Below are 20565 nucleotides of genomic sequence, written 5' to 3'. Positions count from 1 at the left end.
TTGCCTCAAGTTTTGATTCAAATCGTCAGAAGAGGCTCGCGCAATCATGTCGTGTCCAGGTTCAACTTCATCTTCCAGGCTTAATGACTTTGTTCATCCGCTCGTGGCGGGCCTGATTTCGGTTATCGTCAATTATGGCGGAACCTTCATCCTGGTGTTCCAGGCCGCACAGATCGCAGGTCTGAGTCCTGAGCTGACGACCTCATGGGTCTGGTCCATTTCGATCGGCGTTGGTGTCACCGGGATCATACTCAGCTGGATTGCTCGCGAGCCCATCATCACCGCCTGGTCGACACCTGCCGCTGCTTTCCTTGTCGCGGCTCTGGCCACAACAGCTTATGAAGAGGCTATTGGTGCTTATATGGTATCGGCGGTAGCCTTTGTAGTACTCGGTCTGTCTGGCTACTTCGAAAAAGTCATTCGCCTGATTCCATCCGGAATTGCCGCCGGGTTGCTGGCCGGTATTTTGCTGCAGTTCGGCATCGGTGCCTTTGGGAGCATGAGCGTTGATCCGCTCTTGGCAGGTATGCTGATCATGGCTTATGTAGTACTCAAGCGTTTCACGGCGCGCTATGCCGTGGTGGGTATTCTGCTCTTGGGTGTGGCTCTGCTTTTACTTCAAGAGCGGGTTGATCTGTCGGCGTTGGAGCTGAAACTGGCAGCACCGGTTTTCACAATGCCGTCGTTCTCATTCAATGCCCTGTTGAGTGTTGCCTTGCCTCTGTTCCTGATTACGCTGACCGGACAGTATATGCCTGGCATGCTGGTGTTGCGTAATGACGGCTTCAAAACCAGCGCCAACCCGATCCTGACCATCACGGGTCTGGGTTCCCTGCTCATGGCGCCCTTTGGATCACATGCCTTCAACGTGGCTGCTATCACGGCCGCGATTTGCACCGGCAAGGAAGCGCACGATGACCCTTCCAAACGCTGGGTCGCAGGGATTGCCGCAGGTGTTTTCTATATTCTCGTGGGTGTTTTTGGCGTAACCCTTGCCGCTGTCTTCATGGCATTTCCACAGGCCTTCATCAGCACCCTGGCTGGGTTGGCCCTGCTGGGCACGATTGGCGGCAGCCTTGCCAGTGCAATGGACGACCCCAAATCTCGGGAAGCGGCTCTGATCACCTTCCTGGCCTCTGCCGCGAATATCACTTTACTGGGTATTGGGGGAGCTTTTTGGGGATTAGTGATCGGTCTGGGGTCTTACCTTGTGCTCAATGGCCGTATGCCTCGCCGTCAAACCAAGACGCGCGAGGATGAGACCGAAACCTCACCGGAACTCGTGGCCTATTCGGGAGAAGCGAGTTAATGAGCCGTCTACTTGAGCCTGCTGCGTCTCAAACGTGGCATGAACAGCATGGGCGCTACCCTCAGGCGGCCAGCGTTGATGATTTCCGTCGCAACCTGGCACAGGTACGGCACCGCATCGCCAATGCCTGCCTGAGGGTGGGGCGGGATCCTCAGGATGTACGGTTGCTGCCGGTCAGTAAGACTTTTTCTGAACCCCAGTTGCGGCTGGCGTATGAAGCGGGTTGCCGTCAGTTGGGTGAAAACAAGGTGCAGGAAGCCTACCGAAAATGGGGCAACCTGTCCGACCTGCCGGAGCTGCAATGGTCGGTGATCGGCCATATGCAAACCAACAAGGCCAAGCTGGTCGCTCGTTTCGCCAGTGAGTTTCAGGCACTGGACAGCCTGAAACTGGCGGAGGCACTGGACCGGCGTCTGCAGGCTGAGGGACGGGGGCTGGATGTCTTCGTACAGGTCAATACTTCAGGGGAGAGCAGCAAATACGGTCTAGCACCGGACAAGGTTGCGACTTTCCTGCAGCAGATGCCTGATTTTTCTGCTTTACGCGTCCGTGGGTTGATGACACTCGCCCTGTTTTCGTCTGATGTGCCTCGGGTTCGCGCCTGTTTCGCATCGTTGCGCGAACTTAGAGACCATTTGCGTCAGGAAATACCCATTGGCGTCACACTGGACGATTTGTCGATGGGAATGTCAGGCGACTTTGAAATCGCTATAGAGGAAGGCGCTACTGTTGTTCGTGTTGGCCAGGCCATTTTCGGTGCTCGCGCTATTCCAGACAGCCATTACTGGCCTTCGGCATAGTTCGCTGGCTGTAACAGAACGGTTTCCATTTTTTATTCTTACCCAATTATTGTTAAGGAATGACGCAATATGTACGACTCTTCGATCACTCTGGACACCTTTGATACATTGTTGGCCGAGGCTTTGCAGGGCGAAATTCAGCGTCAGGAGGACCATGTCGAGCTGATCGCCTCCGAAAACTATGCGAGTCCGCTGGTGATGGCGGTGCAAGACACCGTTTTCACTAACAAATATGCTGAGGGCTACCCAGGACGCCGGTATTACAGTGGCTGTGAGTATGTGGATCAGGCCGAACAACTGGCCATCGATCGTGCCAAGGCGCTGTTCAATTGCGACTATGCCAACGTACAACCGCACGCGGGCGCTCAGGCCAATGCGGCGATTTTTCTGGCGCTGGTGCAGCCGGGCGATACCGTGATGGGCATGAATCTGGCGCAGGGCGGTCATCTGACCCACGGTAACCCGTCAAACTTTTCCGGGCGGCATTACAAAATCGTGCCCTATGGCCTTGATCCTGAAACGGGTCTGATCGACTACGACGAGATGGAACGCATCGCTCTGGAAACCCGCCCCAAATTGTTGATCGGTGGCTTTTCAGCCTATTCGCGTCGCAAGGATTGGGCCCGGATGCGCGCCATTGCCGACAAGGCAGGAGCTTTGTTCTGGGTCGATATGGCGCATGTGGCCGGTTTAGTTGCGGCTGGCGAATACCCGGACCCCTTGCCCCACGCCCATGTAGTCACCAGCACCACCCACAAGACACTACGGGGGCCGCGTGGCGGGTTGATTCTTTCCAAGGGGCAGGATGAGGGCTTTTACAAACGACTGGACTCGGCGGTATTTCCGGGTGTGCAGGGTGGTCCGCTGATGCACCAGATAGCAGCCAAGGCGGTGGCGTTCAAGGAAGCGCTGGCGCCCGCATTCAGAACCTATCAACAACAGGTCGTGATCAATGCTCGCGCAATGGCCGCCGTTATTCAGGCGCGTGGATACAAGATCGTGTCCGGTGGCACGGACAACCACATGATGCTGATAGACCTGATCGGCCGCAACTACACCGGTAAGGAGGCGGATGCAGCCTTGAGCGAGGCCTGGATCACCACGAACAAGAACTCGGTGCCCAATGATCCGCGCTCGCCGTTTGTTACCTCGGGGCTTCGCATCGGTACTCCGGCGGTGACTACCCGAGGCTTCGGAGTTGAAGAGTGCGAGCAGCTGGCGGCTTGGCTGTGTGATGTACTGGATGCGCTGGAATCCACCGATCGCGATGCGGTCATTGCCAAGGTACGGGAACAGGTGCTGTCGTTGTGCCGCCGCTACCCGGTTTATGCCTGAGACGAAAGTGTCTAGGCCCCGCAGGAAACGGTAAGGAGAGTAAAGGTGAAAGTGACCCGGAATGGTCTGCTGGCGCAGGTATCGGCGGCCCATTTGATCAGCCATCTGCATATCATGACGCTGCCCGCGTTGTTGCCACTGTTGCCGGGTGTGATGCAGGTCGGCTTTGTTGAGCTGGGGATTGCGATCGGTGTGTTCAATATCGTGACGGCGATGGTGCAGATCCCCCTCGGCTTTATGGTTGACCGGGTAGGCGCACAGCGGATGCTGCTGGCCGCATTGTTGCTGGGATCCCTCAGTTTCGGGCTGTTGGCAGCGATGCCGACCTACACCTGCCTGCTGGTGATCATGGCACTGGCTGGCCTGGCCAATGGCGTGTATCACCCGGCGGACTATTCGCTGCTGTCTCGGGGGGTGGCACCGGAACGGATGGGGAGGGCGTTCTCGGTGCATACCTTCTCGGGCTTTTTGGGCGGTGCGCTGGCGCCACCAGTGATGATTGGGGTGGCGTTGATGCTGGAGCCGCGTTGGGCATTTGCGGTTGCCGCCATTGCGGGCTTGCTGGTCTTTGCGCTGGTAATGCCGGGAGTGGGGCAGGCGCTGCCGGACCAGGGGAACGCTGACGCGCCCCGCGGCGACCAGCGCCCGCTGGCCACGCCAGTGGCGTCTCTGGCGATCTTGATCCTGCTGTTCATGATGTTGAATCTGAGCACAGGCTCGATCGAGCAGTTTTCGGTATCGGCGCTGGTGGGAGGGTTTGCCGTGTCCTTGCCGGACGCCAATCGGGCGCTGACGGTGTTTTTGTTCGCGACCGCCTTTGGCGTGCTGGCTGGAGGTGTACTGGCCGACCGGACCGAACGTCATGGTGCTCTGGCGGGAATCGCCTTCGCCTTGGCTGCCTGCCTGGCGATACTGGTGGCGACAGTACCGCTGTCGCCGATGATGCTGGCGCTGGTGCTGGGCGCAACCGGCTTTCTGGCCGGGATGGTTGCCCCGTCACGAGACATGCTGGTACGTGCAGCGTCTCCGGCTGGGGCGGAGGGACGTACTTTCGGCATCGTCTCGACCGGTTTCAATCTCGGTGGCGTGATCGGGCCGATATTGTTTGGCTTCATGCTGGACCAGGGCTGGTATACCACTCTGTTCTGGGCCACTGCCGCGTTTATGGGGACTACTACCCTGATCGTACTGTTGCAGGAACAGCGTAAGAGCAGTCATACAGAAGTGAAACCAATAGAAGCTGGAGTCAATTAAGTAATAACCGCCAGTTTATGTCACGGAACCAATCTTGCTGGTGTGAGGGTCTGTCCATTCAGATTCCCGATGCGTTAAGGCGCAAGGCCTGTGTCTGCCGGTTTTGTGTAGTTGAACTTCAAAAGCGGCAACCGCAAACGTAATCGCCTGAGGCGCTTTCATCACCAGCTGCAAGCACCAGCATTGAGGTCATGCGTGGTAGACTAAAGTCTGTTATTACGCGCTGGAGCTTGTCCGTGTCTGCTGTACTGATCGTTGAAGATTCTCAGGTTGTTATCAAAGTACTTCATTACATCGCCCGCAAGACGCTGACCACGTTTGACGTTGTCTTTGCGATGAGTGCCGAAGAGGCACGACTGGCGTTGGCAAAGCGCGATGATTGGTTTGCAAGTATCGTCGATCTTAATCTGCCGGATGCGCCTGATGGCGAGATGGTCGATTACATGCTTGAACAGCAGATCCCAACCATCGTCCTCACTGGTGGAATGGGGGATGAGCGTCGCGATGCTCTGTTGCGGCAGGGCATCGTCGATTATGTACAGAAAGAAGGACTGTACAGTTACCAGTATGCCGTGAACCTCGTGAACCGGCTGCATCGCAATCGGGATATCAAGGTATTGGTGGCTGAGGATTCTGCCGTTACTCGCTGGTTTGTTTCGGACTTGCTGCGCCGTCATCAGTTTCAGATCGCCGAAGCTGAAAACGGCAAAAAGGCACTGGATGCGGTGCTGGCCGATGACAGTATTGATATTCTGTTGACGGACTACAACATGCCCGTGATGGATGGCTTCCAGTTGATTCACGCGTTGCGGAACAAGCATGAAAAAGTCGATCTGGTGATTATCGGCCTGTCGTCCGCTGATGATAAGTATCTTTCCGGCAAGTTCATCAAGAATGGGGCGGATGATTTTCTCTACAAGCCGTTTTCCCATGAGGAATTTTTTTGCCGCATCATGCATGCGGTTGAATCGATGGAGCGCACCCGAGAGCTGCATCGATTGGCCTATACAGATCCACTGACTGATCTTCATAACCGCCGTTACTTCATGGAACAGGCGCGTAAACAGGTCGCCATGATCGATTCCACTGAATCAGCACTGAGCTTGGCTATTTTGGATATCGATCATTTCAAGCGTATCAATGATAACCATGGTCATGATGCGGGTGACCTGGTATTGATTGCCTTTGCTCGATCCTTGCGCCAAGCGTTTTCGCGTTTTGTGGTGGCGCGCATGGGTGGCGAGGAGTTCTGCATTTTGTTCTCAGGGCTGCCGGTGGATCGCGCTGCCAGGCTTCTGGATGCCGCACGCGAGCAGACTGAAGCCAGTGGCGTCGATACGCCCGCTGGCAGCCTGAGTTTTACGTTCAGTGCCGGGATTGCCGAGATGTCATCGGGTGGCAGCGTGGATGAGCTGCTGAAGCAGGCTGATACGTTGTTGTACGCGGCCAAGGAGCAGGGGCGTAACCAAGTCATGAAAAGCGAGGCTCTTGACTGTTTACGTTCTGAATTCTTGCTATAACGGTAAAAGAAAAGAGGGACAGCCCCTTTTTTCAGAAGTGTTTAAGCAGTCACGTTGTATATAAACGTGAAAAAGCCTTCATGGAGAAGGCTTTTTAAGAGTGTGTCAGATGGCAGTCTTTTTGTTCCACCACTGCCAAGATACATGGCCCGTTTCTGCAGTCAGCTCAGAAGATGACAACGATGCTTGGCTGTTGCCATCGGCGTGAACGTTATGACTCCACCAGTCCCAGCCGATGTGACCAATCTCTAAGTTCTGAGTGTCCACAGTAAAGGGAGCACTTCCTGTGGTGTGTGGTGCAGACGAATCCTGCCACCAGCTCGAACTGATATGACCAACTTCCGGTGATACTTCGGCAGCTTGTGCCGCTGTTATAGACAGAATGCCAAAGGAAGCCACCAGTGCTGTACGTACAATTGTCTTTGAAATATTTTTGAACATGTATAAAAGCCTCGATTAAATCAGTTTAATGGTGATGGATGGCTATAGCTTTTATTATGAGGCCACATTCTTTAATTTATTTAGAATCTATGTTTTGGGTTATGTTTGCGAACGCTGCCTACTATGCCGCAGGTACCCCGTCAGATTGATTGCCGGTGCATTACGTATTTGTAAGTAAATGTTAGTTTTTGTCGATCTCCAGGTGACATTGGCCGACAGAGGTATCATACGATCACCGGCTCCTGTCAAAAGAGTGGTGTACACAGGTCATTGTGGTGCCTTCTTCATGGGGCATAACTTCCTACAGGGCAGTCGTAAAGCGGTTGAAATGCGTGGTATTCAGGCCGGACGGATCGCAGTAAAATTGCCGCTTTAAGATCACTATCGGAGTAATCACCGTATGGGCAGAGCGTATCAGAACCGCAAAGAGTCAATGGCCAAGACCTCGGACATGAAAGCCAAGCTCTATAGCCGTTACGGGCGCGAAATCTACGTCACGGCGAAGTCTGGCGGGATCGATCCAGATGGCAACCTGGCACTGCGGGGCCTGATGGATCGCGCGAAAAAGGAGCAGGTTCCAGGGCACGTAATCGACAAGGCACTCGACAAGGCCAAGGGTGGTGGCGGCGAAGACTACTCTCCGGCGCGTTACGAAGGTTATGGCCCCGGCAGCAGCATGGCGATCATCGAATGTCTGACCGATAACCCCAACCGCACTTTCGGCGACGTACGCCAGGCGTTCACCAAGACCAAGAGCAAGATCGGTACTCAGGGCAGCGTCAGCCACATGTTTGATCACTGCGCCATCTTCGTCTTTGCCGGCGATGATGAAGAAGCCGTGCTTGAAGCGCTGATGGAAGCGGATGTTGACGTCACTGATATCGAAAACGAAGACGGCAAAATTTCCGTTTTTGCCCCCAACACCGAATACTTCAAGGCCAAAACTGCCCTGATCGAATGCTTCGGTGATATCGACTTCGATGTCGATGAGATCCAGTTCATCCCGCAGAGCTACACCACCCTCAGTGGCGATGATGTAGCACTGTTCGAGAAGTTTATGACGATGCTGAACGATCTGGACGATGTACAGCAGGTGTACCACAACGTCGAGTTCTGACGGGGCTGACTACACGCCGAACACCGTCCCATATATAGGGATCGCAAGAGGAGGTGCCGTGACACCTCCTTTTTTGTTCATGAACCGGTAGGGAGATCGGTCATCCTCTGGCCTGCCCGTTGTGTGCTCCCTCCATCCTGAAATAGCGCCAAGACATGCGGATACTGAACCAATCCCGGTGCCCTGCAATCCAAATAAAAGCAACAGACGATCAAGTCCCATAGTCTGGAGAAACGCTCATGATGAAATTTCTCGCTTTGATGTGCATTGCCACGCTCACTGCTTTCACCCCAACCAGTAGCCGTGCCGATCAGGCCATTTTTGCTGGCGGTTGCTTCTGGTGCATGGAACAGGCCTTCCAGGAACAGGACGGCGTCAGCGAGGTGATCTCCGGTTTTACCGGCGGCACCCTGAAAAATCCCACGTATAACGGCAACCACGAAGGCCACTATGAAGCGGTGCAGGTGATCTATGACCCGCAAGTAATAGCCTATCAACAATTGCTGAACGTGTACTGGCGCAATATCGACCCGTTCGATGACAAGGGCCAATTCTGTGATAAAGGGCACAGTTATCTCAGCGCGATCTTCGTCGCTGACGATGAACAGCGCCGGCTGGCCCGCCTGTCCAAGGAGCAAGTGATCAGACAGTTTGCTGATCAACGCCCTGATCAGAGGGTCGTCACCCCAATCCTTGCCGCTTCGGTCTTCTACCCGGTAGAGGAATATCACCAGGACTATTACTTGAAAAATCCCTGGCGCTACAGGTTCTACAAAACCGCGTGCCGTCGCGCCAGTCGGCTGGAGGAGGTTTGGGGCAAGCCTGAGACCGATTGATGTGTCTGACGCTGTAGTGGTGTCATGCACCCGGATGAGCCTTTTGCTGCAAAATGGGATTGAATGAATACATTGGCTGAGGCAGTCTTGTCTCCGGCCAGTGTGTAGGGACTGCAAGACCTCCGCTGGTTATCGTCGGCTTCAACCGGCGTGTGGAAGTTCCCCATGAAAACGGACTTTAATTGGTGTGTAATGTCATTCTTCAAGAAACTAATGGATACCCCTTTTGCATTCTCCAAGTGTCCAGCGACACAAAAGGAGTTGGCGCTGATTGAGTTTCCACTGGTTATGACCTGCGATACCAGGACACTCGGGCGCAGTAATCTGATCGGCTTTTTTTTTATGGTTGCCATGGGGCTGTTGCTGGGCTGGATGCTGGTCGCGCTGGAAATCCCCATGGAGATGATCATTCTGTTTGTCATGCTCTGGGGCCTGATTTGCTTGTCCGCCCTGAGGACTACCTTGGGCACGCTTGAAGCTACGGGGTGCTGGACAGTTACTCTGGACCGTTCTGGTCTGGATTGGCGTTCGCCGGATGAGGCGCTGGAAGCATCTTTCTTCCTGCCGCTGTCTCGCATCGAATGTATTGGTACGGAGCGGACATGGGCGCCGGGCCCATTCTACGACTGTCTGTACACCAATGTGATCATCCTGATGGATGGAAGCCGCTTCTATCCACCCAGCCGGGCCATGATCAATACCAACAAGATCCATGTAGGGCTGCAAAAGCTTGGCAAGCCTTACCGCATTACGCATATTCGACCGATCAAACTGAAGGGTAATCGTGCCGGCCAGTAGTTATTATCCAAAACTGTCCAAATACTAAAATGGACGGGGATAGGGATGGTATCCCGTGTGAAAATGACTCTCGGTTCTGATAATTAAAACGATAATGTTGGCAATCATGCACTCTCTGTAGGTGCCTGATGCCCACCCGAGGTGCCCATCATGATCGCAATTAAAGCCCTGTCCATCTGGCTGATCATTCTTGTACTGGCCATCGCCAACGGTGTGCTACGGGAGTCTGTGTTCACGCCGGTGTTTGGCTTTACCTCAGGTCTGCTTTTGAGCGGTGTGTTGCTATCGGTGATGATTCTGGTTGTTGCCTTTGTTGCACTGCCTTGGCTTGGGGCTCAGCGTCGTTCGCAGCTGGCAGGCATCGGCTTGTTCTGGTTACTGTTAACGCTGTTGTTTGAGTTCACATTTGGTTGGGCACAGGGTAAGTCCTTGTCTGTCATTCTGGAGGCCTACATCTTTAAAGACGGTAATCTCTGGCCGATCATCTTATTGGTTACGGCGGTTTCACCCTGTGTGGCGGCCCGGCTCAGAAGAATGCTTTTACTTGGGAAAAACGGAAGAAAGTAGGCAGCCTGCGGTCAGAGCTCCGTACGCATTTGATGCCGCCACTTGGCCGGAGATCGGCCCGTCCATCGCTTGAACGCTCGACAGAAAGCGGCAGGCTCGGTAAAGCCGGTTTGTTCGGCCACCTCATGAATGCTTAGATGTTCGTTGTTGAGCAGTTTCAACGCGAATTCCTGACGCAATGACTCCTTAATCATCCGGATGGAGGTACCTTCATCCTGTAAATGACGACGCAAGGTGCGGGGGGTAATCAGCAAGTGTTGGCTGATTTCATCCAGGCCTGGCATGTTGTCCAGATCATGGCGTTGCAGCAAGACTTTGACGCGTGTTTGCAGGCTGCTGTCATGTACGGGGCGGCGCAGGATGACGGCAGGGCAATCTTGTAAGAAAGCATCAAGTTCGGACTCGTTACGGATGATAGGCAGTTGTAAAAAACGGGGGTGCAGGCAGAATCCGCAACGGGACTGCGCGTAGATAAGATCCCCCAGAAACATGGCGCGATACTCGCGCGCATGATGCGGTGACGGGTAGGAAAAACAGGTGCTTGCGACAGGGATCTGTTGCCCCACCAGCCAGCTGGCAAAGCGTTGCCACATCAGCAACATGAACTCTTGCAGCAGGTGGTCCGGGTCTTCGCCGCTATGGTTCAGGTGCAGGCGATAGAACGCCAGCGAAAGGTGTTCCGAATGCTCCAGCTCAAGACCGATATCAACGTCGTCCGAAACCGCTGTAAAGAAACGTGCGCTTTGGCGCAGCATTCCTCCCAATGTCTTGGCCCCGCAAGCCAATTCTGCCATCAGTGCGAAGACACCACGCTTGCAAATTTGCGGCGATAATCCCATGAACTCGCTGCGCGTGAAGCGCCACACGGCTCTGATCAGTTCACTGAGCTGGTGTTCGGTCAGACGCTTGTCAGGGCAATCACTCCAGGCAGCGGGTATGCCCGCTTCGTGCAACAGGGTATTGCGTTGCGCGCCCTGGCGCAGCGCTCCGCTGATACAAGCGTTGATGTAATGATTGGCAATGTGCGCCTTGGGTGAAGGCCGGGGTAGGTCGTATTCAGACATGTTCGTATTGTGCAGAAGCGCAGGCTCCTTGCCAAGCCGTGTCCATGCCCTCTTGGCTGTGTGGCCTATATGATCAATTAAAAAGACCGGATATATCATTTAAAGCCAATTTATAAAGCTCTTTAATGGCCTTAATGGTTAACCGGCCGGTGATCCCGAAGTAAAAATAATGATAAAGGGCACAGTATGAGCATACAGGTACAGGTTACGGCTGATGGCATGGCGGCTGATGAAGATCGTGCGCTGTTTCAGGAGATGGTGCGACGTATTTTGCAGCAGGAAGTCGCACCGGATTATGAAGCCTGGGAAGAGGCGCATCAGCTACCGCGTGAGCTTTGGCATCGATTGGGTGCGGCCGGTCTCTTGGGGGTTGACCTGCCGGAGTCATTGGGCGGCTCGGCTGCAGGCGTTGAAATCTGTTTGATGATCTGTGAAGAGATCTCGCGTCAGGGGTTTGGCGGTTTGGCCAGTGGCTACAACATCCACGCCAATATCGTAATGCCGTATGTACTTCACTTGGGCACGAATGCCCAGCAGAAACAGTGGTTGCCACGAATGGCCAGCGGTGAGGTATTGGGTGCCATCGCCATGACCGAGCCAGGTGCAGGCAGCGATCTGGCGGCCATGCGTACCACCGCTGACAAGGTGGATGGCGGCTGGAAGCTCAATGGCGCAAAGGTGTTTATCACCAACGGTCAGTTGGCCGAAATGGTAATTGTATGCGCCAAGACCGATCCCCGTGCCGGGGCGCATGGTGTGTCACTGTTCCTTGTTGATACGACGCTACCGGGCTTTGCCCGCGGCAAGTCGATTCGCAAGATCGGTCAGCATGCCAGTGATACGGCTGAGCTGTTCTTTGATGACCTTATCGTGCCGGATGACGCCCTGCTGGGCGAAGCGGGTAAGGGCTTTGCCTATCTGATGCAGGAATTGCCACGCGAGCGTCTGGGCGTGGGCGCACAGGCATTGGGTGCCATTGAGGGGGCGCTGGAGCTCACGCTGGAATATGTGCAGGAGCGCCGCGCCTTCGGTCAGCGCATCGCCGACTTCCAGAACACCCGCTTCTCGCTGGCGCAGGTACGGGCCGAGCTGGAGATGGGTCGAGCCTATTTCAATCAATGCTTGCAACGCTATCGCGCTGATCAGATGAGTGTAATGGACGCTGCAACACTGAAATTGATGCTGAGCGAGATGCAATGCCGCTCTATCGACCGCTGTCTGCAGTTGTTTGGCGGTTACGGTTACACCCTGGAATATCCCATCTCCCGTTTTTATGTGGATGCTCGTATCCAAACCATCTATGCCGGCACCTCCGAGATCATGAAAGAGGTGATCGCCCGTGACATGCTGGGTCGTGTGGCCTGAACGAACAATAAGAGGAATAGCACAATGAACGAAACACTCAGGCTTCAGGATGTTGTTATCGTTGCTGGCGCACGTACGGCCATTGGGGATTTCGGCGGTAGCCTGTCGGCTTACAGCCCGGCTGAACTGGGCACGTTTGCCGGTCAGGCCGCTATTGCACGTGCCGGTATTGATGCCGCACAGATCGACCACTCGGTGTTTGGCCATATCATCACGACATGTCCGCAAGATGTGTATCTGTCACGCCATATTGCACGCAACTGTGGTCTGCCCGACAGCTCTGCCGCACTGAATGTTAACCGTTTGTGCGGCTCGTCAGTACAGTCACTGATCTCCGCCGCCCAGATGATTCAGTCCGGTGCCAGTCGTATCGCACTTGCAGGCGGTGCAGAGAGCATGAGTCAGGGTGCCTACCTGATGCCAAAATTGCGTTTCGGTCAGCGCATGGGGGATGCCAAGGCGCTGGATATGACCATCGGTATTCTCAGCGATCCGTTCGATAGCGGGCATATGGGCATCACCGCCGAAAACATCGCCGCCCAGTATGGCCTGACGCGTGAACAGCTCGACCAGTATGCCTGCGACAGTCACCGCAAGGCCTCAGCCGCCATTGATGCAGGCCGTTTTACCGACCAGATTGTCCCTGTGCCGGTAAAAAAAGGGCGTGAGGTGGTTTCATTTGCGACCGATGAACATGTACGTGCCGATGTAACCTTTGAAAGTCTGCAAAAGCTGCGTGCAGCCTTTAAGCAGGATGGTCTGGTCACGGCGGGCAACGCTTCGGGTATCAACGATGGTGCAGCGGCGCTGGTGATGACATCAGTTGCTGAAGCGAAGGCTCAAGGACTGACACCCAAGGCACGGTTTGTCAGCTACGCCTTTGCCGGGGTTGAACCGCACCTGATGGGCCTTGGCCCCATCCCGGCGGTACAGAAAGCGCTGAAAAATGCGGGCTTGAGCATGGCCGATATCGACATTATTGAATCCAACGAAGCCTTTGCCGCGCAGTCGATGGCAGTTGCCCAAAGCCTGGAGTTCGATCCGGAACGAGTAAATGTGAATGGCGGTGCCATTGCGCATGGCCATCCTGTGGGTGCGACCGGTTCAATTATCACCCTGAAGGCACTGTATGAACTGGAACGACTGGGCAAGCGCCGGGCCTTGATCACCATGTGCATTGGTGGGGGCCAGGGAATCGCCCTGATTCTGGAGCGGATGGAGGGATGAATCGAATGAAGTCAGTGAAGCCCGTTCGTAAGGTCGCTGTGATCGGTGCCGGTGTGATGGGGGCCGGTATTGCAGCTCAGGCTGCCAATGGCGGCGCAAGTGTCTTGCTGCTGGATATTCCACCCGCCGGGGTGGCATCTGATGCAGCACCGGAAGAGCGTAACGTCATCGCTCAACGAGCGCTGGAACGCATGATCAAGTCAGGTGCTACCGGTGCGCTGATGGATGTCAGCGTTGCACAGCGCATTCAGGTGGGTAATACCGACGACCATCTTGAACAGTTACAGGATGCTGACTGGATCATTGAGGTTGTGGTGGAGCGGCTGGACATCAAACAGGCACTGTATCGTCGTATCGAAGCGGTTCGTGCGCCTGACACGATTGTGTCCTCCAACACCTCAACGATTCCGCTGGCAACTCTGATGGAGGGGATGCCACCGAGTCTGCGCGAACACTTTGTCGTGACTCATTTCTTCAATCCTCCACGCTACATGCGTTTGCTGGAGCTGGTCACGTCTGAGGATACTTGTCCTGAGGTCGTCGAGCGAGTACAGGCATTTATCGACCAGGCCATGGGCAAAACCGTGATTCGCTGTAATGATCGCCCTGGCTTCATTGCCAACCGGCTGGGTGTTTACTGGATGCAGGTTGCTCTGCAGGAAGCGATCGCCATGGGACTGAGCGTTGAGGATGCCGATGCCGTAATGCAGGTGTGTGGCTTCCCCAAGACCGGCGTTTTCGGGTTATGGGATCTGGTCGGGATCGACCTGATGCCCGAAGTGATAGCCAGTCTGAGCCGCTTGTTGCCTGCTGCTGACCGTTTTCAGCAGTACGCAGGACCGATACCGGTGATTGAACAGATGCTTGAAAACGGCTGGCACGGTCGCAAGGGGCGAGTGCTGCAGGGGTTCTATCGGCAGAGCGTTGATGCCGAAGGACGTAAACGGCACGAAGTGCTGGATCTAGCCACGCTCGGTCATCGTGCGCCACAGTCTTCAACCCTAGAGTCGGCAGGCTTGCGATCAGGACAGTTGCAGGAGCTGATTGCCTGCGAAGACAACGGCGGACTCTACGCCTGGCGCGTGTTATCCCGAGTGCTCGATTATGCCACCCGCCTGGTGCCCGATGTAGCGGGCGACCTTGACGCAGTGGATGCAGCGATGCGACTCGGCTACAACTGGCGCTTTGGCCCCTTCGAGCTGCTGGATCGTATTGGCATGGCGGCGTTTACCGCTCGCATGCAGGCAGAAAAAGGTGACCTTTCCTCTTTCATGCAGCATGCGGCGGGGCAGCCATGTTATCGGGACGGCGAGCAATTGGATCATCAAGGGCGTTACCAGCCCGGCACAACGGCTGACGGCATTATCGACTGGCAGCGTGTCGTCGCCCAGCCAGCCGTTCATGCTTTCAGCAGTAGTGTGCTACGTGCGCTGGATCAGGATACCTGGTGTCTGGAGTTCAACTGCAAGGTCAATGCATTGAGCAACGAGTTGCTGGATGAACTCGAGACTGCTTTGGCTGAAGCGATTACAGCTGACAAGGCACTGGTGTTTTACAGTGACACCGGTATTTTTGCAGCGGGCGCTGACCTTAAAGAGTTTAGGATGATGGCGGAACAAGAGGGCGCGATTGATCGTTATATCAGGCGTGGCCAGCGACTATTCGCCGCGATCCGTCAGGCTCCGGTGCCGGTTGTGGCAGCTGTTGCAGGCAAGGCACTGGGTGGTGGTCTGGAGCTGATGTTCCACTGTCACCGTATACAGGCGCACGCCGAAGTTCAGCTGGGTTTGGTTGAAAACAGTGTCGGTATTGTGCCGGGCTGGGGTGGCTGTCGTGAATTGCTGGCGCGTACGTGCGAGCGAATGGGGCCTGAAGTGGCTATTGAGCAGACATTTGGGCTGATCAGTGGTGCTCAGGTGTGTAGTTCTGCGCATGAAGCGATGCAGTGGGGTCTGCTGCGAGAAACAGATGGCATCAGTATGAACCGGGACCGTTTACTGTCGGATGCTATTACGCAGATCCGCCAGTTGCGAGATCTATCTGATGACACGGACTTCAGCCGGTTACCGCCACTCGCCGAGACCGGTCCGGAAATTACCGCAGAGGTGGACAGCTATCAGTACACGCTGGAGCAGCGTTTGCTGCAGCTTCTGAATCAGGCGGCGCAGCCGGGCTGGTTTGATCGTTTTGGTGATCTGGAGCGGAGGTGCAATTTGGAACTGTTGCAGTATCCCGCGTCACTGCAGCGCATGCAGGCATTCCTGGATACGGGGAAACCGCTGCGCAACTGAATACCGGTACAACAATAATAACTCGAGGTGTGTTATGAATCTGGCAACTGATATCAAGACACTGGTCAATCAGGCGAACCGCAATACCATTGGTGATGCTTTGAACCGCATATCAATGCGGTGTCCGCAGCAAATTGCATTGGAATACAACGGGCGAAGCTGGTGCTATCAGGCGCTTAATCGCGCCGTTAACCGCGTTGCCAACCAGCTGTTGGCACAGGGGCTTGAGAAAGGAGATCGGGTCGCCTCTTATGGCAAAAACTCCGATGCCTATCTGATTCTGTGGTTGGCCTGTACCCGTGCGGGCCTTATTCATGTACCGGTCAACTTTTCGCTAACTGAACGTGAACTGGTGTATGTGCTGACGCAATCTGGTGCGCGCGCACTCTTTGCTGACGATAGTCTCAAAACCCATGTCGATGCGGTCTGCGACCAGTTGGAACTGAGCATTCAGGGTAGCCTGCACAGCACGAAAGGGGTTGAGGGCCGAGCTGATATTCTGGCGATCGCAACCGGCTCGAGTTGTGACCAGACACCTGATTTGATGCTGGATGAGAACGATGTTGTGCAGATCCTCTATACATCCGGTACCACCTCTGACCCCAAGGGCGCGATGCATACGCACCGTTCTCTGATGGCGGAATACAGCAGTTGCCTATTACATCTGGATATTAAAGGTTCGGATCGTTGTCTGGCCGCATTGCCGCTGTACCACTCGGCTCAGATGCATGTGTTTACCATGCCTGGCCTGCTGTCGGGAGCGTATACCTGCCTGTTGGATACACCGACGCCCGAAGTGATCCTGAAGATGTTGAAAGAGAAGCAGCTGAACAGTTTCTTCGCACCGCCGACGGTCTGGATCGCCTTGCTGCGCCATACGGAGTTTATCGAACATGAGCTTCAGCATTTGCAGAAACTTTACTACGGTGCCTCCATTATGCCGGAGCCCATCGTCAAAGAGTTGGCTCAACGTCTGCCGTTGTCGGGTCTTTATAACTGCTACGGTCAAAGCGAGATAGCGCCGCTGGCAACCGTGCTGTCACCTGAGGAGCATAAGGATCGACCATCATCCTGTGGACGTCCGGTAATCAATGTGGAAACACGGATCATCAATCCGGCAACCGGCAATGAGTGTGAGCCTGGCGAGCAAGGGGAGCTGTTGCACCGCTCCCCCCAATTGATGGTGGGATATTGGGACAAGCCGGAACAAACCCTTGAGGCATTCAGTGATGGTTGGTTCCACTCAGGTGATCTGGGATATCGCGATGAGCAGGGTTATATCTGGATTGTTGATCGCATCAAGGACATTGTGAACACCGGCGGTGTTCTGGTGGCCAGTCGTGATGTCGAAGAGGCGCTTTATACCCACCCGGATGTGGATGAAGTCGCGGTGATTGGTGTGCCTGATGACAAATGGATCGAGGCGATTGCCGCTGTGGTCGTTTTGCGTACCGAGGCGGATCAGGATGTGGAAAGTCTGATCCAGCATGCCAGGGCAAATCTGGCAGCATTCAAGGTTCCCAAACACGTCCACTTTGTGCAGCAGTTGCCTAAAAACACCTCAGGCAAGCTGCTCAAGCGTGCGCTGCGTCAGCAGTTCTCGGAAGAACTGTAAGCGGTTTCATTGTGCCCGGAGCTGTATAGGCTCCGGGATATTACCCGAAAGGATACTGCCATGCGCCCTGAGTCCTGTGTTAAACGGGAGGTTGTCGGCTCTGTGCTGGTTGTCAGAATCGTCAATCCCCAAAGAAAAAACGCCCTGAATGTTGATCTGTATAGAGGCTTATCGGCGGGCCTAGATTTTGCCGATAAAGATGAATCCATACGCTCTGTGATTATTACCGGCGGCAATCAATTCTTTTGTAGCGGCCATGATATTGATGACTTTTCGAATAATCCGATAGAGGATGAAAGCCACCCGGTTTTTGAATTCATGCTTGGACTTAGCCAGTTCAGAAAACCGGTTGTTGCTGCCGTAGAAGGTTTTGCCGTGGGTATCGGTGCGACTCTGTTGCTGCACTGTGATCTTGTGTATGCAGGCAAGAACAGCTTCTTTCAAATGCCATTTACCAGCCTCGGGCTCTGCCCTGAATTCGCAGCAACCTTCGTCATTCCGCAAACGGCGGGGCACAAAATTGCATCAGAACTACTCATTCTGGGACGACGGTTTAGTGCCGAACGCTTTAAAAAAGCGGGTTTTATTAATGAAATAACCGAAGATGGTCACGCATTCAAGCTGGCATTAGCGAGTGCAATGGAGATTGGCGACATGGTATCGGCTTCGGTTATCTCCACTAAAAGTCTGATTAAAAGCAGGTTCCATGCTGATACGCAAGGCAGTATGCGAGAGGAGCTTGGCTGCTTGATAGAACTTTTGAGTACGGAAAATTTGAAAGGTCGATTAAATAATAAAAACAAGGACTGAAAAATGATTAATACGCCAAAAAATATGGTCTTGGCCTGACAATGGCTACAACCTTGAGTGTATCCGGTGCAGCCTACAGTGAAACATTGCTCAGCGCATGGAGGTTGCACCAGTCGCTGCACCCGCTACCAAATTGTACGAAATGATGCAGCAAGGTGTTGTGGATGGAGCTTTGTTACCGGTAGGGCAGCAAAAGGCGCAGCGGCTGTCTGAAGTGACGCAGTATCTGACCACGATCCCCGGTGGCATGTATATGGGCTCGTTCTCGGTTTTCATCAACCCGGACTTTATGAGCTTGACTCAAGGGATGGATCAAGCCTGGATACGACAGCGTATCAGACCTCAAGGGCGATGCCCTCGCTGTGATGGATCACCTGCGTAGCACCGCACGCGAGTATGAAGCGCAGAAGCAGGAGTGATGTCATCTATTGCAGGTGGCGTCTGCTGTTCATAGCTTGACGCCAGCTTTTGGAATTTCGGTAACTGAGCGCATCCGGTAGTGGTCAAACACTGCATGGCGTACTTCCAGATGATCGACTGGGCCATAGGGGACCGTCATGCCATTCAGTTCGTACATGCTGTCGTTCATGAACAGGCGTACATCACAGGTTTGATAGGTTACAGCGCGGTCATAGCCGCGGGGACGAACGGTTTCGCTGGCACAATTGTGCAGGTCAAAATCTTGCGGGCTGATTGTGCTGTATGCGAAGGCAAGCTCCAGGTTACGTGGTAACGCACGGTTGTTCATCCTTGTATAGTGAATATACAAACCCCGTACCGGCTGAAGGGGTAAAAGCAGGCACGGAGTTTGCGGATTCAAGATACCGGATCAGAAGTCGTAATTCATCCCCAGCGCAATCAGGTTGGAATCTTCTACACCATAGAGCACACCATCCCAGGCCTTGGCTTCAACCCAGAGCTTAACCTTCGGATGCAGGTTGTACTGGTAGGCAAGGATCAGGGCGTCAAAGTCGTTATCGCTGCCGGAGCGGTCTTCGAAGCTGGACACGCCTGCCGTATACAGGTGCTTGTCGGCCGAGATACCGCCAATCAAGTCAATACCTCGGCCCTGGTTGTCCTTGTCCATCAACATGGCGTTGAGGTAATAGCCGCTGCCAGTGTAATAAGCGGCCAGGCCAACGGAATCGTTGTTGTCGGCGTCATCGATGTAACCGGCAGCCAGTTTCAGGTTGTTGCTGGCTTGCCACGTGGTGGCCAGCTGCCCCTGTTCACGTTCGTCACTATACAAGGCAGAAACCTGTACGCCATTCATGTCAGGGGTGGTGTACATCACTGATTTGCCGATGCGGTAGTCCCAATCCAGGGTGTAATACACCGGTGCAGAGTGGACCCACAGCTGGTCAGGTGCATAGCCTATGGCGTTGTAGAAGCTGGACCAGTAGCGGCCCAGTGTCAGGCTGCCGTAATCAGTGGACAGGCCGACATAGGCCTGACGTGCATCATTGCCGGTATCGGAACCCAGTTCGCCTTCGGCGACATCCACGCTCAGCTCGTATTTTGCGAAGGCCTGCATGCCGTTGCCCAAGTCATGCGAGCCGTTTACACCTATGCGGCTTACCGCGTCTTTAAAACTGTCACCGTTGTCATGCTTGGCCTCTTCTACCATTACCCTCAGGCTGCCGTAAAAGTTGTAATCGTATTCAGATGCCTGAGCCGAGAGAGGGGTCAGTGCCAGTGTCGACAGTGCCAGGCAGGCAGATTTCAATTTCATTGAGGAAGCTCCAATACAGGAAATATTTATTGTTATAAGTTGGGCGTAAAGCCCTGGGGGCGATTGATTATTAAGAATTGTGTACACGGAATAAATGGTTTTAAAACCATATTAGGGTTTCTTATGGTTTCTATAAGAATGTTTTGCACTGAAGTTTTTATTGGATAGCAGGGGTCAGTCTCCATATTTTAACCAGATAGGCGGTCTTACGATTAAGCAGGTACTTACCATTTCGCCGAGTTTCACTTGGCAGGAATGGGAGAGGCTCAAAACTGGCACGAAAAGCCAATTATGCAAGCAGACACGATCTGTAAAAACACCAGCCAGCTTTTCAGCTGACTGGCAAAAATAACGCGTCTAGCGTCGGGGAATGAGGCAGGAGGCGCTGTCCCTATGTGTCAGCGTAGTTGTCACCTGAACATTTCAGAGGACAACAACCATGCCCCATTACTCAGAAGAACGTAAAGCCGCTATTCTCCAGAAG

General features: G+C 54.2%; 20 protein-coding genes. 16 read left to right on the top strand and 4 right to left on the bottom strand.

What is annotated here, in order from left to right:
* Positions 1–46: 46 nt before the first annotated feature.
* The 5 genes from CLV44_RS16615 to CLV44_RS16595 all read left to right on the top strand — a co-directional run bounded on the left by CLV44_RS16615 (position 47) and on the right by CLV44_RS16595 (position 6218).
* Complete coding sequence (locus CLV44_RS16615) at positions 47–1309, top strand: benzoate/H(+) symporter BenE family transporter (RefSeq protein WP_106593245.1); 1263 nt, start codon at positions 47–49, stop codon at positions 1307–1309.
* The gene (locus CLV44_RS16610) at positions 1309–2109 is read left to right on the top strand and encodes a YggS family pyridoxal phosphate-dependent enzyme (protein ID WP_106593244.1); all 801 of its coding nucleotides are present in this window, start codon (positions 1309–1311) and stop codon (positions 2107–2109) included. Before CLV44_RS16615 ends, CLV44_RS16610 begins: the two co-directional genes overlap by 1 nt.
* Before the next feature lie 69 nt (positions 2110–2178).
* Complete coding sequence (gene glyA / locus CLV44_RS16605) at positions 2179–3444, top strand: serine hydroxymethyltransferase (protein WP_106593243.1); 1266 nt, start codon at positions 2179–2181, stop codon at positions 3442–3444.
* Positions 3445–3489: 45 nt separating this feature from the next.
* Complete coding sequence (locus CLV44_RS16600) at positions 3490–4698, top strand: MFS transporter (RefSeq protein WP_106593242.1); 1209 nt, start codon at positions 3490–3492, stop codon at positions 4696–4698.
* Positions 4699–4934: 236 nt separating this feature from the next.
* The gene (locus CLV44_RS16595; protein ID WP_170069377.1) at positions 4935–6218 is read left to right on the top strand and encodes a GGDEF domain-containing response regulator; all 1284 of its coding nucleotides are present in this window, start codon (positions 4935–4937) and stop codon (positions 6216–6218) included.
* Positions 6219–6323: 105 nt separating this feature from the next.
* Here the strand turns inward: CLV44_RS16595 and CLV44_RS17265 are convergent, their stop codons facing one another.
* A complete protein-coding gene (locus CLV44_RS17265; protein ID WP_146140027.1) occupies positions 6324–6659 on the bottom strand; it encodes a hypothetical protein in 336 nt (111 codons plus the stop codon).
* Positions 6660–7059: 400 nt separating this feature from the next.
* Here CLV44_RS17265 and CLV44_RS16590 point away from each other — a divergent pair, with 400 nt between their 5' ends.
* The 5 genes from CLV44_RS16590 (at position 7060) to CLV44_RS16570 (ending at position 9977) form a co-directional block, all read left to right on the top strand.
* Positions 7060–7776, top strand: a complete 717-nt coding sequence (locus tag CLV44_RS16590; RefSeq protein WP_106593240.1) for a YebC/PmpR family DNA-binding transcriptional regulator — start codon at positions 7060–7062, stop codon at positions 7774–7776.
* A gap of 239 nt (positions 7777–8015) precedes the next feature.
* Positions 8016–8612, top strand: coding sequence for a peptide-methionine (S)-S-oxide reductase MsrA (gene msrA / locus CLV44_RS16585; protein ID WP_245912723.1), 597 nt, complete (start codon positions 8016–8018; stop codon positions 8610–8612).
* 213 nt (positions 8613–8825) lie between these two features.
* On the top strand, positions 8826–9410 hold the full coding sequence (locus CLV44_RS16580) for a hypothetical protein (RefSeq protein ID WP_106593239.1): 585 nt from the start codon (positions 8826–8828) through the stop codon (positions 9408–9410).
* Between the two features lie 2 nt (positions 9411–9412).
* Entirely contained in the window at positions 9413–9490 is a 78-nt protein-coding gene (locus CLV44_RS16575; protein WP_342748501.1) for an excalibur calcium-binding domain-containing protein, read from the top strand.
* A gap of 70 nt (positions 9491–9560) precedes the next feature.
* A complete protein-coding gene (locus CLV44_RS16570) occupies positions 9561–9977 on the top strand; it encodes a hypothetical protein (protein ID WP_106593238.1) in 417 nt (138 codons plus the stop codon).
* 11 nt (positions 9978–9988) lie between these two features.
* Here CLV44_RS16570 and CLV44_RS16565 read toward each other — a convergent pair whose 3' ends face one another.
* The gene (locus tag CLV44_RS16565) at positions 9989–11041 is read right to left on the bottom strand and encodes an AraC family transcriptional regulator (protein ID WP_106593237.1); all 1053 of its coding nucleotides are present in this window, start codon (positions 11039–11041) and stop codon (positions 9989–9991) included.
* Between the two features lie 186 nt (positions 11042–11227).
* On the opposite strand from CLV44_RS16565, the gene CLV44_RS16560 reads away from it, so the two are divergent.
* The 6 genes from CLV44_RS16560 to CLV44_RS16535 all read left to right on the top strand — a co-directional run bounded on the left by CLV44_RS16560 (position 11228) and on the right by CLV44_RS16535 (position 18731).
* The gene (locus CLV44_RS16560) at positions 11228–12406 is read left to right on the top strand and encodes an acyl-CoA dehydrogenase family protein (RefSeq protein ID WP_425436466.1); all 1179 of its coding nucleotides are present in this window, start codon (positions 11228–11230) and stop codon (positions 12404–12406) included.
* A 24-nt stretch (positions 12407–12430) separates the two neighbouring features.
* Positions 12431–13633: a beta-ketothiolase BktB gene (gene bktB / locus CLV44_RS16555; RefSeq protein WP_106593236.1), complete on the top strand. Its 1203-nt coding sequence runs from the start codon at positions 12431–12433 to the stop codon at positions 13631–13633.
* Positions 13634–13638: 5 nt separating this feature from the next.
* On the top strand, positions 13639–15924 hold the full coding sequence (locus CLV44_RS16550) for a 3-hydroxyacyl-CoA dehydrogenase/enoyl-CoA hydratase family protein (protein WP_170069376.1): 2286 nt from the start codon (positions 13639–13641) through the stop codon (positions 15922–15924).
* Positions 15925–15958: 34 nt separating this feature from the next.
* On the top strand, positions 15959–17539 hold the full coding sequence (locus CLV44_RS16545) for a fatty acyl-CoA synthetase (RefSeq protein WP_106593234.1): 1581 nt from the start codon (positions 15959–15961) through the stop codon (positions 17537–17539).
* Between the two features lie 60 nt (positions 17540–17599).
* On the top strand, positions 17600–18349 hold the full coding sequence (locus CLV44_RS16540) for an enoyl-CoA hydratase-related protein (protein WP_106593233.1): 750 nt from the start codon (positions 17600–17602) through the stop codon (positions 18347–18349).
* A gap of 97 nt (positions 18350–18446) precedes the next feature.
* Entirely contained in the window at positions 18447–18731 is a 285-nt protein-coding gene (locus tag CLV44_RS16535) for a type 2 periplasmic-binding domain-containing protein (protein ID WP_106593232.1), read from the top strand.
* 66 nt (positions 18732–18797) lie between these two features.
* Here the strand turns inward: CLV44_RS16535 and CLV44_RS16530 are convergent, their stop codons facing one another.
* Complete coding sequence (locus CLV44_RS16530) at positions 18798–19097, bottom strand: hypothetical protein (RefSeq protein WP_106593231.1); 300 nt, start codon at positions 19095–19097, stop codon at positions 18798–18800.
* Positions 19098–19178: 81 nt separating this feature from the next.
* A complete protein-coding gene (locus CLV44_RS16525) occupies positions 19179–20081 on the bottom strand; it encodes a porin (protein WP_106593230.1) in 903 nt (300 codons plus the stop codon).
* Positions 20082–20565: the final 484 nt, after the last annotated feature.

This window comes from Marinobacterium halophilum, from assembly GCF_003014615.1.
In the GTDB taxonomy this organism is placed as follows: domain Bacteria; phylum Pseudomonadota; class Gammaproteobacteria; order Pseudomonadales; family Balneatricaceae; genus Marinobacterium; species Marinobacterium halophilum.
Note: the sequence above shows the minus strand (reverse complement) of the source record. Positions and strands in the feature narration are given on the sequence as shown.